The 13,696-nt window shown below is 37.3% G+C and carries 14 protein-coding genes; 7 read left to right on the forward strand and 7 right to left on the reverse strand.

Going from position 1 to position 13,696, the window contains the following annotated elements; all coding sequences use genetic code 11:
• Positions 1–138 precede the first annotated feature (138 nt).
• Positions 139–783, forward strand: a complete 645-nt coding sequence (locus HHL20_RS02255; protein WP_169229567.1) for a hypothetical protein — start codon at positions 139–141, stop codon at positions 781–783.
• 50 nt (positions 784–833) lie between these two features.
• Here HHL20_RS02255 and HHL20_RS02260 read toward each other — a convergent pair whose 3' ends face one another.
• The 7 genes from HHL20_RS02260 to HHL20_RS02290 all read right to left on the reverse strand — a co-directional run bounded on the left by HHL20_RS02260 (position 834) and on the right by HHL20_RS02290 (position 8,047).
• Positions 834–2,144: a glycosyltransferase family protein gene (locus HHL20_RS02260; RefSeq protein ID WP_169229568.1), complete on the reverse strand. Its 1,311-nt coding sequence runs from the start codon at positions 2,142–2,144 to the stop codon at positions 834–836.
• Positions 2,145–2,332: 188 nt separating this feature from the next.
• Positions 2,333–2,716, reverse strand: a complete 384-nt coding sequence (locus HHL20_RS02265) for a GxxExxY protein (protein WP_228463074.1) — start codon at positions 2,714–2,716, stop codon at positions 2,333–2,335.
• A 37-nt stretch (positions 2,717–2,753) separates the two neighbouring features.
• Positions 2,754–5,288 (reverse strand): hypothetical protein, encoded by a 2,535-nt coding sequence (locus HHL20_RS02270; RefSeq protein ID WP_169229569.1) that lies wholly within the window; start codon positions 5,286–5,288, stop codon positions 2,754–2,756.
• 10 nt (positions 5,289–5,298) lie between these two features.
• Positions 5,299–5,538, reverse strand: a complete 240-nt coding sequence (locus tag HHL20_RS02275; RefSeq protein WP_169229570.1) for a hypothetical protein — start codon at positions 5,536–5,538, stop codon at positions 5,299–5,301.
• An 84-nt stretch (positions 5,539–5,622) separates the two neighbouring features.
• Complete coding sequence (locus HHL20_RS02280; protein ID WP_169229571.1) at positions 5,623–6,675, reverse strand: DUF6263 family protein; 1,053 nt, start codon at positions 6,673–6,675, stop codon at positions 5,623–5,625.
• Between the two features lie 38 nt (positions 6,676–6,713).
• On the reverse strand, positions 6,714–7,472 hold the full coding sequence (rlmB, locus tag HHL20_RS02285; RefSeq protein WP_169229572.1) for a 23S rRNA (guanosine(2251)-2'-O)-methyltransferase RlmB: 759 nt from the start codon (positions 7,470–7,472) through the stop codon (positions 6,714–6,716).
• A 101-nt stretch (positions 7,473–7,573) separates the two neighbouring features.
• Positions 7,574–8,047 (reverse strand): DinB family protein, encoded by a 474-nt coding sequence (locus tag HHL20_RS02290; RefSeq protein WP_169229573.1) that lies wholly within the window; start codon positions 8,045–8,047, stop codon positions 7,574–7,576.
• Between the two features lie 250 nt (positions 8,048–8,297).
• On the opposite strand from HHL20_RS02290, the gene HHL20_RS02295 reads away from it, so the two are divergent.
• The 6 genes from HHL20_RS02295 (at position 8,298) to HHL20_RS02320 (ending at position 13,687) form a co-directional block, all read left to right on the forward strand.
• Positions 8,298–9,302 (forward strand): AAA family ATPase, encoded by a 1,005-nt coding sequence (locus tag HHL20_RS02295; RefSeq protein WP_169229574.1) that lies wholly within the window; start codon positions 8,298–8,300, stop codon positions 9,300–9,302.
• A complete protein-coding gene (locus tag HHL20_RS02300; RefSeq protein WP_169229575.1) occupies positions 9,302–9,760 on the forward strand; it encodes a GNAT family N-acetyltransferase in 459 nt (152 codons plus the stop codon). The genes HHL20_RS02295 and HHL20_RS02300 overlap by 1 nt, the downstream gene beginning before the upstream one ends.
• A 105-nt stretch (positions 9,761–9,865) precedes the next feature.
• On the forward strand, positions 9,866–10,729 hold the full coding sequence (locus HHL20_RS02305; RefSeq protein ID WP_169229576.1) for a DUF58 domain-containing protein: 864 nt from the start codon (positions 9,866–9,868) through the stop codon (positions 10,727–10,729).
• Positions 10,730–10,798: 69 nt separating this feature from the next.
• Complete coding sequence (locus HHL20_RS02310; protein WP_394352912.1) at positions 10,799–11,695, forward strand: BatD family protein; 897 nt, start codon at positions 10,799–10,801, stop codon at positions 11,693–11,695.
• Positions 11,688–12,680, forward strand: coding sequence for a VWA domain-containing protein (locus HHL20_RS02315; protein ID WP_169229578.1), 993 nt, complete (start codon positions 11,688–11,690; stop codon positions 12,678–12,680). Before HHL20_RS02310 ends, HHL20_RS02315 begins: the two co-directional genes overlap by 8 nt.
• Entirely contained in the window at positions 12,680–13,687 is a 1,008-nt protein-coding gene (locus HHL20_RS02320; RefSeq protein WP_169229579.1) for a vWA domain-containing protein, read from the forward strand. Before HHL20_RS02315 ends, HHL20_RS02320 begins: the two co-directional genes overlap by 1 nt.
• Positions 13,688–13,696: the final 9 nt, after the last annotated feature.

Below are 13,696 nucleotides of genomic sequence, written 5' to 3' on the forward strand. Positions count from 1 at the left end.
GCAGGAAAACCGGTCTTAGAACTCACAAAAAACAATACTTCCGATATTTAATATCTATCCGAATTTGTATAATGAGAAACTGCCTAATCTGAAAGGTGGTATTGTTTTTGGAGAATTCAGAAAGACATTTTTAAAATCATGAAAAAGATATTCTTTTTGATCATTATCCTAAGTTCGGTAGCCTGTAAGAAAAACCCTCAGAAATTTGTCAATGATCATACAGATTCTTCCGGAAAAGTTACTGACAGTGCCAAAAACACAATCCTGAATAATGCCTTGGTAAGCAAAGAAGAATCGCTCAAAAAGTTGAATGAGGGAATTATTCATTCTCTGAAAGAGAAAAATTACAACAATTTTTCAGAATATATACATCCTCAGAAAGGAGTTCGTTTTTCCATGTATGCTTTTATAAATCCTGCAGAGGATAAAAAATTTTCTAAGGCTGATTTTAAAAAATATCAGCCTGGCAAAACCATTTTTACGTGGGGCTCTATGGACGGGAGCGGAGATCTGTACAAAACCACCATTAATGATTATCTCGGAAAATGGGTCTATTCAACAGATTTTGCGATGGGACAATTTTCATTAAACGAATTTCAGGGCAGTGGAAACTCACTGAATAATTTAAAGAAAATATATCCTGACGCTGATTTTACGGAAAATTTTATCAAGGGTTCCGAAGCAAATGCAGGCATGGACTGGAAATGTCTCCGTCTTGTTTTTGAAGAATATCAGGGCAAATATTATCTGGTCGGGGTTATTAATGACCAGTGGACGATTTAAAAATTAGGTATAACTTTAACCTTAATCTTAGCCTTAATTAAATCTTAGCCTTATTCCAAAATCTCAGCCAGCCTCTTCGTAAGATTCCTTCTGGAAAACTGCTCAATGTTTGTTGTATTTTCAGAAAGATTCCCATTTTTCCAAAGCTTGAATTTTTCCAGTATAAAATCTTTGATTGTATCGGTATCATCATAACTGAAATGCATTCCTGCCTGAGTTTCATTTAATATTCTTGAAACATCCGCATCATCCGGACCAAAAGAAATAATCTGTTTTCCGGTTGCAAGATATTCAAAAATTTTCCCCGGAATGATTCCCTTAGATGATTCGTTCGGGAAATTGGTAATCAATAAAATATCGGAGGTCTGCATTTCTTCGATTGCTTTATCGTGCGACAAATAACCAAGATTCAGGATATGATTTTTTAAGGCTGAATTTTCTATATCAGTTAAAATTTTATCATCAATTCTTCCTGCAAATTTCAGGACAAAATTTTTGGCAAAATCTGCATTCTGACACACAAGATCATTAAGCGCTTTCCAGAGATTTTCCGGATTTCTCAGTTGTTCGAGCACACCGATATAACTCAATGTGAAAGCTGAAGTGTTTGAGGGGCAGATCGGTTTAGAGTCTGAGCTTATTGTTTGTGAATCGGTTTCATCAAATCCATTCGTAATACAAAACGAATTGGCTCCGTTTTTCCTGAAATTTTCTGCGTCGGTGTAACTTGTAGCCAAAGTAATATCTGCATTCCTGAAAACTTCACTTTCCAGTTGGCGATGCTTCCGGTCGGAGCTTTTGGTTAATTTCAAATGTTTGTAATAGGAAATCTCGGTCCACGGATCTCTGAAATCGGCGATCCATTTTAGGTGGGGAAGCTTTTTTTTGAGGTTTAAACCAATCAGATGAAGCGAATGCGGCGGTCCCGAGGTTACAACGACATCTATTTTGTTTTCTTTTAAATAATGTTCTAAAAATTTAACGGAAGGTTTCACCCAGAAAACCCTTGCATCCGGAATGAAAAAATTACCTCTTACCCAGATCGAAAGCTTAGACTTCCAACTCTGGTTTTTACCGACGTCAAATTGCCCGGCTTTGAATTTTTTATTGCTTTTGTTGAGTTTTTCGGCAAGCTGGTAAGGCTCCCAGATTTTTGTTTTTACGATTTCAAGATCTTTTGGAACATCCTTCATTAAGCTGTCATCCAATAAAGGATAGCTCGGGTTTTCCGGAGTGTAGACCACTGGTTTCCACCCGAAATCAGGGAGATATTTCGCAAATTTCAACCATCTTTGCACACCAGGACCTCCCGCCGGCGGCCAGTAATAGGTGATGATGAGTATTTTTTTCGGAGAGTTCATTTATAATTATTTTTAACCGCAAAAGATGCAAAAGATGCAAAAGATGCTTGTTGTTTTAGTGTTCAAAAGAGAGCAAAACTCAAAGAATACATTTTGCAAACTTTTGAATAAACTTTTCAATATTATCTTCTTTTGTTTCTTTTGCGGTTAAATGATATATTATTTTTTAGTCATATTGATCAAAGTACTTATTTATAAATGTCTCCTGACCAAAATGATAAATATTTAACATTAAAATTTACAAGAATTCCTTTTGGAGCTTTTAATAAATTGATGTAATTTATAACCTGAGCTTTATGTATTTCCAAGATAGATGATACGGATTTTATTTCCAGAACAATTAAATCTTCAATTAAAAAATCGCATTTAAAATCACAATTTAAATTTTCATTTTTGTAAACCACAGGAATTTGAAATTCAGATTTGTATTCAATATTTCTTAATTTAAATTCCTTTTCCAAAGCTCTATGATACACAATTTCTGCCAGTCCTGCACCCAAGATCTTATGAACCTCAATGCAGGCTCCGTTAATTCTATAGGTAAGATCGGTTATGTACTTTTGGGTAATCATCAATATACAGCTTTTCAGAATTTAAACCTCTAAAATACTAAATAGCCTCAACTTGTCTTTTGTCTCTTTTGTTGTAAAGAACATAAATTCCGACTCCACTCAAAAGAATAAACAATCCGAAGCAAATTAATGAAATCCACTTACCTTTTTCTATGACTTCCGGTTCGAAAAACATCCTTATGTTGTGGTTTCCTGCAGGAACATGTACCGCACGGAGAAGATAATCTGCCTTGATATACGGAACTTCTTTTTCATCAATTAAGAATTTCCATCCATGAGGATAATAAATCTCTGAAAATACAGCGAGCTGCGGTGTCTTTGATTGAGATTTAAATTCCAGTTCGTTCGGTTGGTATTTCGTTAAATTGATATAAGCTGTAGAGTCTGGCTGAACCGTTTTTCCGTCAAAATATTTTTTATCAGATGAAGCAATAACTGCGGTTTTCTTACTGTCGATTACACCAATTGATTTGATTTCCTGATTGGGCGATTCTACAAATTTAAGGTCGCTTACAAACCATGCGTTGCCGTTGGCCTTCGGGTTTGGAATGGCCTGTGGCTGCTCCGGACCACCCAACACCAGATATTTTGCATTCAGAAGATTCAAGATATTCGGAACTTTTACAGAATCCATAATCTGGAAATATTCATTGATCACATCATCATACCTTCTCAGTTTCACTGCGTGATATCCACCGATGGAAGATTTAAAGTAAGAGGTATTGGTTTCGCTGAACGTTCCTAAAATATTATTGAAAATTCTGTAATGCGTTTTGTCTTTTTCAGCAATGGTTTCCAATGTCTTGTTGACGTTTACATTTGCCAGGATCGGTTCAAGATTCGGATTTCCCTGAACTTTGTCTGCCATAAGGTCTGAGCTTTCCGTCTGAAAAGGATTTTCTGCAAATATTTTATCAACATAATTATCATCATTAAGGTAACGTTTGTTGACGGTCCAAAGATCAAATAAACTTACGATTCCAATGATTACCAAAGCAATATTCTGATTGAGTTTCTGCTTTAAAACCATAAATAAAGCACCTACAGCAATTGCAACATAAATAAAGGCTTTAATGGCATCAATCCTGAATAGTTTGAACCGTTCTTCAACCAGATAATCCAGTAGGAAAGGGGGAAGATATGTTTTTTCATTCTCGGTATGGAATCCTAATAAAGATTTACCAAAAATTAGTAAAATCAGTACAAAACCAAGCGTTCCGCCTCCAACATAAAGAAGAATTTTCTGCTTGTATTCCTGGGTTAATTCATTGTCTTTAAAAAATCTGTACAATCCGATAATTGCAATTAAAGGAAATAAAAGCTCTACAACCACCAAAATAGATGACGGAGCCCTGAATTTATTATAAAAAGGAACGAAGTCAATAAAAAAGTCGGAAAGCGCCATAAAATTGCTTCCCCAGGCTAAAAAGATCGTCAGAACCGTTGCTCCAAGAATCCAGTAACGGTATTTTTTCCAGGCAAAGAAAAAACCTAAAAGCGCTAAAAAGCAGACAATTGCTCCCTGATAGGCAGGTCCTGAAGTTCCCGGCTGGTCCCCCCAATAGGTAATGCTTCCGAAACCTTTGGAAATTCTGTCCATCTCAGCCTGAGAGCCGACATTTTCCTGAACAAGCTCCTGTACTCTGGTCATCATTTCCTTTCCTTCCGGCTCCTGGCTTCCGCCGCCCATCAGTCTCGGAATGAAAAGGTTCAGGGTCTCCAGTTTTCCGTAGCTCCACATCAGCATACTTTCTTTATCCATCCCCGAATTTCCTCCGGTGTTGCTGTCGTTTGTTAAGATCTGCTTTCCTCGAACTGTTTCTTTCACATATTCGGAGTTGGCCATGATTCTCTGGGAGTTCATTCCGACACCGATAATGCATGCAGCAGCGATAATTCCTGATGAAATCAGAAAATGTTTCATCGGAATTTTTTTCTGAATGGCGCGAATTAATTCAGACAAGAATAAAAATCCTAACGCCAGGAACAGATAATACGTCATCTGTGGGTGGTTCGCTGCAATCTGAAGTCCCATAAAAAGGGTAGTTACAATGAATCCCCAGATATATTGTCTCCGGATGTAGACGAGTAAAATTCCGGCAAGAAGCGGCGCAAAATATTCAATGGTATTTATTTTACCGTTGTGTCCTGCCGCAATGGCGATATAAAAATAGGTGGAAAGACCAAAAAAAGACGCTCCCAAAAGAGCATATTTCCAGTTTCTGACGGCAACCATTCCTAATAAGAAAAAGCCGGCGAAAAGCATAAAAATATAATTGACCGGCCTCGGGAAAAAGTTGAGGGCAGAATCTATATTTTTAATAATATCTCCTTTAAAACGGCTTCCCATCTGATAGGTAGGCATCCCTCCAAACATAGAGTCGCTCCAGTAGGTTTCTTTTCCGGTGTCGGCTCTGTAATCAATAAGTTCTTTTGCGCCACCTCGATATTGCACGATATCATGCTGGAAAAGCTGTTTTCCCGTAAAAACAGGAGTGGAGTATAAAAATGCTAAAACTATAAATGCAATTATTGAAATCGCAATATAAATCAAGTTTTTATTTTTCGCCATGTGATGGTTATTATCTTTTATTTTCGGAATTACCTTTATCAGTGCTGTCTTTTACTTCTTCGTAATCTACGGTTTCAGCATCCCAGTTGATATTGTTTTTATTTGAGTTTTGTATATCCTGCTGCTTATTATTTTGATTGTTATTATTAAATCTATAACTATAAAATGTTTTAAAGAATATCCTTTTAAGAATATTCCATACAAAGAAAATAATAATGGCGGCCAATACCAGCTCAAAAATATATTTCATAATAATTAAATGTTTTGGGTTCAAGGTTTAAAGTTTTATTTACAGAATTGAAAACTTAAACCTCGAACCTTGAATTTGAAACTTTTATTTTGCAGACGGATTTACCATCACAGAAGAATTGGAAACACTTTTCATGGATTGGGATTCTTTACCGTTTGAAATGGTTTCGATCTGTGTTGTTTTCACAGAAATATTCTGATTACTGATCCATCCTGTATTCTGGTCAAACTTTATGGTTCCGCTCTGGCTGAGTTCACTGCTTAAACTGTGCGTTACCTCACCCTGATTCTGCTTTTCTACTTTTTTAGGAATCCCTCCGGTTACGGCAATTTCAGCAATACCGTTGCCTACGCTTTTTAGTACATAGTTGGAGGTTACTTTGATTTTGCCCTGTGCATCGGCATTTTCACTGTTGGTCCATTTTTCTCCAACTTTTACTCCTTTTTTCGGAATGATGGTAAGGTTTTTATTGAACTGGTCTTTCAGAACCTTTTCGTTGAATGATTCTTTAAGACTTTCAATAATGCTTTCTTTCTGGTTTTTATCTTTTACAAGTGTTCCTACAGAATTACCTACTTTGTTGTAAACCGCATCAAAGCCTGTGATTGAAATAACGTTTCCTTTGGTATCCATCTTCATGCTCAGCTTATTTCCGGTAAGCGCTCTGTTGATATTCCAGATCATTTTCAGGTCGTCTTCTTTCGGTATCGGCAATTTGGTGTCGACAACGATTGTTTTTCCCTGTGAGGTCTGAGAGTTTCTTTTTGAAATCAGGTTCAGGGTAATATCATACACATTTCCTTTGATATCGTTTACGGTAAAAGACATTTCATCTGTTGCCTCACTGGTTCCGTTCAGCGTTTTCCCTGTAGGGTCAGTCATGGTTTTTGTATCTCTCTGGTAAGTAGTCAAAGGATAAGTTTTCCCTTTTTCCAGTTTAAACGTCTGCTTGTAAATTCCTGCAGAATCTTTTATCGCCGGATTTTCTTCCACTTTTGCAACCGAATCGGCAGGAACTTCCACTGTAATTGTTTTCCCGGTTTTAGGATCTATTTTCGTGATTTTTGCCGTTTCTTTTTTATTACAAGAAACCAAAGCTATTGTTGAGATCAGCGCTAATGCTGCTATATTTTTCATTGAATTTTTTTTAAATTTTACTACTTTCATATAATTTGCTATAGTCCTGCTTTTGCAGTCATTTTCTGTCTTACCGCTTCATACAGGATCGCTCCACAAGCCACGGAAACATTCAGCGACTGGGTTTTTCCCTCTATCGGTAATTTTATTTTCTCATCTGAATGATGAAGTACTTCTTTTGAAATTCCTGTTTCCTCATTACCCATCACGACTGCACAAGGCTCTGTAAAATTAACATCATAAATTAATTTTTCTGCTTTTTCACTAGCTGCAAATACGGATATGCCGCTCTGTTGAAGAAAATCTACCACATGAGCAAGATTGGGTGCCTTACATATTTTTACGTTGTAAAGAGCTCCTGCAGATGTTTTTATCGCATCGGAATTAATTGGTGCTGCTCCTTTTTCAGGAATGATTACGGCATCTACTCCCACACATTCTGCCGTTCTGCAGATGGCCCCGAAATTTCGGACGTCCGTTAACCGGTCTAAAATCAATAGGAAAGGCGTTTTCCCTTCTTCAAATAATTGAGGAACAATATCTTCCACTTTATGAAAAGGCACATCTGAAATAAAAGCCACCACACCTTGATGGTTTTTTCTGGTAAAACGGTTCAGTTTTTCAACCGGAACATAATTGGGACGGATTTTATTTTTGGCTAAAATGGCTTTAAGCTCAGCATAAATAGGCCCTTGAAGTGCATTCTGCACAAAGACCTTGTCAATTGTTTTTCCCGCTTCAATAGCTTCAATTACGGGACGCAGCCCGAAAATAAAATCGTCTTTTTTATCTGTCATTTTGATATTTTAAATTGTGAAATGTCATTGTCAATCTGCTTCTTAGTCGGTGTTAGAAAAAATTCACTATTTACCATTCACTGCGAAGCAATTCACCTTAACTATCTTCCTTTTTCTCCTAAAATTGCTCTTTTTTGTGCCATTGTATAGCCGTAATGCAGGCTTTCGTGCATATTGTTGAAAATGATGGCATCCTGAATGCTTTTAAGATCCATTCCGAAACTTGTGGTGTACGGAGTGTAATCCGAAAAGAAATCGCTGTCATAATCCCTCATTAAAATCTTTGAAGTCTCTGTCAAAAGAAATTCAAGATCTTCAACTTCCGACTTCTGAACATTCAGATTTGGTAAAGTTCCTTTTTTGTAGGTTTCGATCCAATATTTATCAATTCTGAAAGGGTTACCGCTCAGGTAGTAATGCAGAAGCTGCTGAGTAGCAACGGTATGCGCAATGTTCCAGTAAATATTGTTGTTGAAGCCGTCCGGAATCAGCAAAAGATCTTCATGAGAAGTATTCTGTAAAATATCCAGAAGGTTCTTCCGCACTTGTCTGTGGGCCTGAAAATGATAATTCACTTTGCAAAATTTTTAATCACCAAAAATAGTTTAATAAACTGGAAATGACAATTTTTGAACAGATGATTCCACCAAAATTTATATATTTTTATGAAAATCTATTTTATTATTACCTTTAATTACGGTTTCATTTATTTTCAATCTCGCAGTAATGCCGGAATATTTAACAAACTTTAACTCAAAAATAGCATTGTTTGGGTTGATTTATGCAAGTATTTATTAGAAATTTACCAATTATTTTAATTAGACTATGTCAGATACATATCAAGCAGAAGATATTCGTCAGCTAACCGAGCAGGTAAGAGAAGCCAACTTCCATTTTTCCCGTCTCCGCGAAGAAATCAATAAAGTAATCATCGGTCAGGAATATATGATAGACCGTCTTTTGGTCGGTCTTTTAGGGAATGGACATGTTCTTTTGGAAGGTGTTCCCGGATTAGCGAAAACACTTGCCATAAAAACACTTGCAGATGCTGTTGATGGTGAATTTTCAAGAATTCAGTTTACTCCGGATCTGTTGCCTGCCGATGTGGTGGGAACCATGATTTACAATGTTAAAGAAAATGATTTTTCCATAAAAAGAGGTCCTGTTTTTGCCAATTTCGTACTGGCAGATGAGATCAACCGTGCACCTGCGAAAGTTCAGTCTGCTCTTTTAGAGGTAATGCAGGAAAAGCAGGTAACCATTGGTGACGAAACGATGAAGCTGCCGAAGCCGTTCCTGGTATTGGCAACCCAAAACCCAATTGACCAGGAAGGTACTTATCTTTTGCCGGAAGCACAAAGCGACCGTTTTATGCTCAAATGTACGATCGACTATCCTAAATTTGAAGATGAAAGAATGGTAATGAGAATGGTATCAACCTCTCATCAGCCTACCGTGAAACCGGTTATTTCACTTGAACATATTGTTGCCGCAAAAGAACTGATTAACCAGATTTACCTTGACGAGAAGATAGAAAAATACATTCTGGATATGGTTTTTGCAACCCGTTTTCCTGAAAATTATGGTCTTTCGGAACTTAAAAATTACATCAGTTTCGGGGCATCGCCGAGAGCATCAATTAATTTGGCTATCGCTTCAAGAGCGTATGCATTCCTTAAAGGAAGAGCTTTTGTCATTCCTGAAGATGTAAAATCATTGGCAAAAGATGTTTTAAGACACAGAATCGGTCTTACCTTCGAAGCGGAAGCGGAAGAAATTTCATCAGAAGAAATCGTCAACAGAATCTTAGCGAAAATTCAGGCTCCGTAATGGATGATGTGATTATTAGAAAGGCAGTTCCGGAAGATTGTCATTCTATGCTGAAACTTATCAAAGAACTTGCGGAATATGAAAAAGCATCGGGTGAAGTTATCCTCACACTAGATCAGTTCATCGAAGACGGGTTTGGGGCATCTCCTGTCTGGGGAGCTTTTGTGGCTGAACATAATAGTGAAATTGTAGGAATTTCACTCTATTACGATAGGTATTCAACATGGAAAGGACGAAGACTTTATCTTGAAGATCTGGTGGTGACCGAAAGGTGCAGAGGAAAACAGGTGGGGAGAAAATTATTTGAAGCTACGATGGAATATGGAAAGTCCGGTCGCTACTGCGGAATGGTCTTTCAGGTTTTAAATTGGAATGAGCCGGCGATTAATTTCTATAAAAAGTACAGCCCGAAATTTGATGATGAATGGTTTAATGTTTCAATCGAGTTTAAGGTTTAATGTTTTAGATTTAAAGTTTATTGATGCCATTAAGCCAATTTAAATTTTTAATAAAATGGAATATTTTAAACCAAAAACATTGAACCAAAAACCTTAAACAATTATATGCAGATAAAAGATATTGTAAAAAAAGTCAAACAAATAGAAATCCGTACCCGAAAGAAGACGGAAGCTACTTTGATGGGGCAATATCACAGTGCTTTTAAAGGACAGGGAATGACTTTTTCGGAAGTGCGCCCTTATCAGTTCGGAGATGAGATTCGCAGGATCGACTGGAACAAGACAGCCCGTTTCCGTGAACCTTTCGTGAAAGTAATGGAGGAGGAGAGAGAACTCACCATGATGCTTTTGGTTGATATTTCCGCTTCAATGGATTACGGAACAAAGAATCAGCTGAAACGTGAATATGTGGCAGAAATTGCGGCAAGTCTTGGCTTTTCAGCCGCGGGAAATAATGATAAAGTAGGATTAATTCTTTTTGCTGATAAAGTATACAGGGTAATTCCTCCTCAAAAAGGGAGAAAGCATATTCTTTCAATCATCAGTACGATTCTTACAGCGGAATATATTCCGGCAACAGCAAAAATCGATAAAGCGTTAGAGTATATGATGGGTATTTTTAAAAGAAAATCTCTGGTTTTTATGTTCTCCGATTTTGAAGATGAATATGATTCCAAAATGCTGAAAGCGGCAGCCAAAAAGCATCAGCTGCTGGGCATGAGGATTTTTGATCAAAAAGATAATGAAATTCCGGATGCGGGATATATGCTGTTGTATGATGCTGAAACCGGGCATCAGGTCTGGGCGAATACATCAAATGCAAGATGGAGGTATAATTTCGCAGAGGCTCAGAAGCAGAAACTGAGAGCTTTGGAAGATGATTTTGCCAACAGCTCAGCCAGTTTTCTTAATATCGATACAGGTTCCGATTATTCGAAATTACTGTACAATTATTTTCAGAAAAAATAAATTAAAAGCTAAAATTAAATGTCTATGAACCTTTAATTGAACTTTAAACTTTGAATCATTAAATTGAAATTGAAAAAATTATTATTTATATTTTGTTTTTTACTCTGTGCAAGCGCTTTTTCACAGATTCTTTCTTCCAGTGTGGAGAAGAAAACCATTGCGCTCGGGGAGGTAGATCATATTGTAGTGACCATTAATGATCTGAAGAGCGAGAAAGTTTCTGCAGCTGCGGAAAATGAGTTGCTGCCTTTTCATTTTGAAGAAGTGAAAGACAGTATCTCGCAGACTCAGGATGTGTATTACAGAAGGATAGAATTTGCTGTTTTTGAAGAAGGAAAATTTACTATTCCTGCGCTTGAATTCAAGGTCGGAGGCAAAATACTGAAGACAATTCCTTATGAAATTGATGTCATCAATGCCGCTCAGAAAGATGATCCGATTAATGATATCATGAATAATAAAGAAGTAAAGCTTGAAGTTACCGATTATTGGCAGCTCTATAAGTTTTATATTCTCGCAGCCATTGCGGTTATTGCGCTGATCATTGCTGTGGTGATGTTTATAAAATACGGAAGGAAATCAAAGGACTCTCCGGTTGTAGCAACCAATCAGACGCTTAAGGAGCTTGATTCTCTTCAGAAGAAAAAATACGTGGAAACCGGAAATTATCGTTCTTTTTATGTAGAATTGATCGATATTTCGAGAAAATTCATTGCAAAACAATACCGTTTACCGGCAGATGTTTTATTAACGGATGATCTTGTGGACCTTATGAAGAAAAACAATACCATTTCTCAGGAAAATGAAAGGGTAGTAGAAGATGTATTTGTGAGAGGTGATCTTGTGAAATTTGCGAAAACATTCCCGGATAAAGAAACAATGGAAAAAGACCTTGCTGATATAAGAGAATTTGTAAAGCGCTCATCAAAAGATTTGGAATTCGAAAATTTGAGAAAAGATGTTTGATTTTGAGTTTTACAGTCCGTGGTTTTTGCTGCTTTTCCTATTGTTGATCCCTATTCTGATCAGGGATATCAGTACCCAGAAAAGAAAAGGAATTAAAGTTCCAACCGTTAAAAATATGGGCGAAAGCGGAGGAATCCGGGTCGTAATGTTTTTGCTGAAAATTTCAAAGTATATTATCCTTTCTGCATTGATTATTGCAATGGCAAGGCCCAGAACCTTTACCATTTCTCAGGATCGCGACGATACAAAAGGAATAGACATTATGCTTTCGGTGGATGTTTCATTGAGTATGCTTACAAAAGATCTTACTCCGGACCGTATTACAGCTTTAAAAGATATTGCCGTTAAATTTGTCCAGAAAAGACCCAATGATAGAATCGGGCTGGTAACCTATTCCGGAGAAGCCTTTACAAAAGTTCCCGTAACATCCGATCATCAGGTGGTTATCGATGAGCTGCAAAATCTTAATCTTCAGGAGCTGGAGCCGGGAACGGCCATTGGAGAGGGGCTTTCGGTAGCCGTAAATCACCTGAAAAACAGCAAAGCCAAAAGTAAGATCATTATTTTAATGACCGACGGAGTCAATACCATTGAAAATGCAATGCCTCCTCCTATTGCTGCAGAGCTGGCAAAAAATAACAACATTAAAGTATACACTATAGGAATCGGAACCAACGGATATGCATTGATGCCTACACAGATTGATATTTTCGGTGATCTTGTTTTTACCGAAACCGAAGTTAAGATTGACGAACCTGTTTTAAAAGAAGTAGCGCAGATGACCGGCGGAAAATACTTCAGGGCAACATCAAACACAAGTCTGGAAGAGGTTTACGATGAAATTAATCAGCTGGAAAAATCTGATGTAAAAGTGGCTAAACTGTTTAATTATCAGGAATATTTTAAAATCTTTCTGTGGATTGCATTGGGAATGCTGTTTCTGGATGCATTGTTGAGATGGGTATTATATAAAATTTTAAGTTAATGGATTGGTATTTAGGGAATTATTGGTATTTACTACTGCTGCTGCTGTTACCGCTGCTGGCAATTTTTCTGGTCCGTTACCTAAAGTGGAAGAAGAAAAAAAGGGAACTTTTTGCAGACAGTCAGTTCCATCAGCATCTTTTTGAAAAAAGCTCAGGTTTCACTAAGTTTTTTCCGGCGTTGTATCTGTTGGGAACGCTTTTTCTTATCTTTTCCACTATTGACCTGCTGAGCGGTTCCGAAGAAATCAAAACCAATCAGAAACTGAATAATGTAATATTCATGCTGGATGTTTCCAATTCGATGAATGCTGAAGATATTGATCCGAGCCGTCTTACGGAAGCAAAAAATCTGATAATCCAGACCATGCAGCGAATGAAAAATGACAAGGTGGGAATTGTAATGTTTGCGGGACAGGCGACTTCTATTATGCCGCTTACCACAGATTATACTTCGGCGGAAACGTATGTTGGCGCCATTGAAACCAATTCCATGCAGATTCAGGGAACCGATTTTCTCAATGGAATGAAAGTCGCTGTTCAGAAATTTAAAAATGTAAATAAAGATGCCCGGAAAGTCGTTTTATTAAGTGATGGAGAAGATAATGAAGGGAATGATGATGCAGCAATAAGACTGGCTAAAAAAGAAGGGATTATGATCACTTCCGTAGGAATAGGTTCCGATGAAGGGGCTCCGGTTCCGGAATATGCATTTGGGCAGCTGATGGGGTATAAAGCAGATATGTCCGGACAAACGGTAATATCCAAAAGACAGACTGAAGCTCTGAAAAAAATGGCAGAATCTACAGGTGGAACGTATATCGACGGAAATAATATTAATGAAGCTCCCGAAAGAATCATCGATGCTCTGAAAAAGAAAACGGGATCTTCCGAAACGATGGTAAAATCACAGAATGCCAATCACTACTATCAATATTTTCTGGCAGTTTCGCTATTTTTCTTCTTTTTGATCTATATGTTTAATCCGAAACGAGACTTCAATGTCTAAACCAAAAAG

It is taken from the genome of Chryseobacterium cheonjiense (genome assembly GCF_012927265.1).
GTDB lineage: Bacteria > Bacteroidota > Bacteroidia > Flavobacteriales > Weeksellaceae > Chryseobacterium > Chryseobacterium cheonjiense.

Excerpts from the sequence above, each read along its gene's own strand:
- HHL20_RS02255 (WP_169229567.1), top strand. The coding sequence starts at position 139 with ATGAAAAAGATATTCTTTTTGATCATTATCCTAAGTTCGGTAGCCTGT.
- HHL20_RS02260 (WP_169229568.1), bottom strand. The coding sequence starts at position 2,144 with ATGAACTCTCCGAAAAAAATACTCATCATCACCTATTACTGGCCGCCG.
- HHL20_RS02265 (WP_228463074.1), bottom strand. The coding sequence starts at position 2,716 with ATGATTACCCAAAAGTACATAACCGATCTTACCTATAGAATTAACGGA.
- HHL20_RS02270 (WP_169229569.1), bottom strand. The coding sequence starts at position 5,288 with ATGGCGAAAAATAAAAACTTGATTTATATTGCGATTTCAATAATTGCA.
- HHL20_RS02275 (WP_169229570.1), bottom strand. The coding sequence starts at position 5,538 with ATGAAATATATTTTTGAGCTGGTATTGGCCGCCATTATTATTTTCTTT.
- HHL20_RS02280 (WP_169229571.1), bottom strand. The coding sequence starts at position 6,675 with ATGAAAAATATAGCAGCATTAGCGCTGATCTCAACAATAGCTTTGGTT.
- rlmB (WP_169229572.1), bottom strand. The coding sequence starts at position 7,472 with ATGACAGATAAAAAAGACGATTTTATTTTCGGGCTGCGTCCCGTAATT.
- HHL20_RS02295 (WP_169229574.1), top strand. The coding sequence starts at position 8,298 with ATGTCAGATACATATCAAGCAGAAGATATTCGTCAGCTAACCGAGCAG.
- HHL20_RS02300 (WP_169229575.1), top strand. The coding sequence starts at position 9,302 with ATGGATGATGTGATTATTAGAAAGGCAGTTCCGGAAGATTGTCATTCT.
- HHL20_RS02305 (WP_169229576.1), top strand. The coding sequence starts at position 9,866 with ATGCAGATAAAAGATATTGTAAAAAAAGTCAAACAAATAGAAATCCGT.
- HHL20_RS02315 (WP_169229578.1), top strand. The coding sequence starts at position 11,688 with ATGTTTGATTTTGAGTTTTACAGTCCGTGGTTTTTGCTGCTTTTCCTA.
- HHL20_RS02320 (WP_169229579.1), top strand. The coding sequence starts at position 12,680 with ATGGATTGGTATTTAGGGAATTATTGGTATTTACTACTGCTGCTGCTG.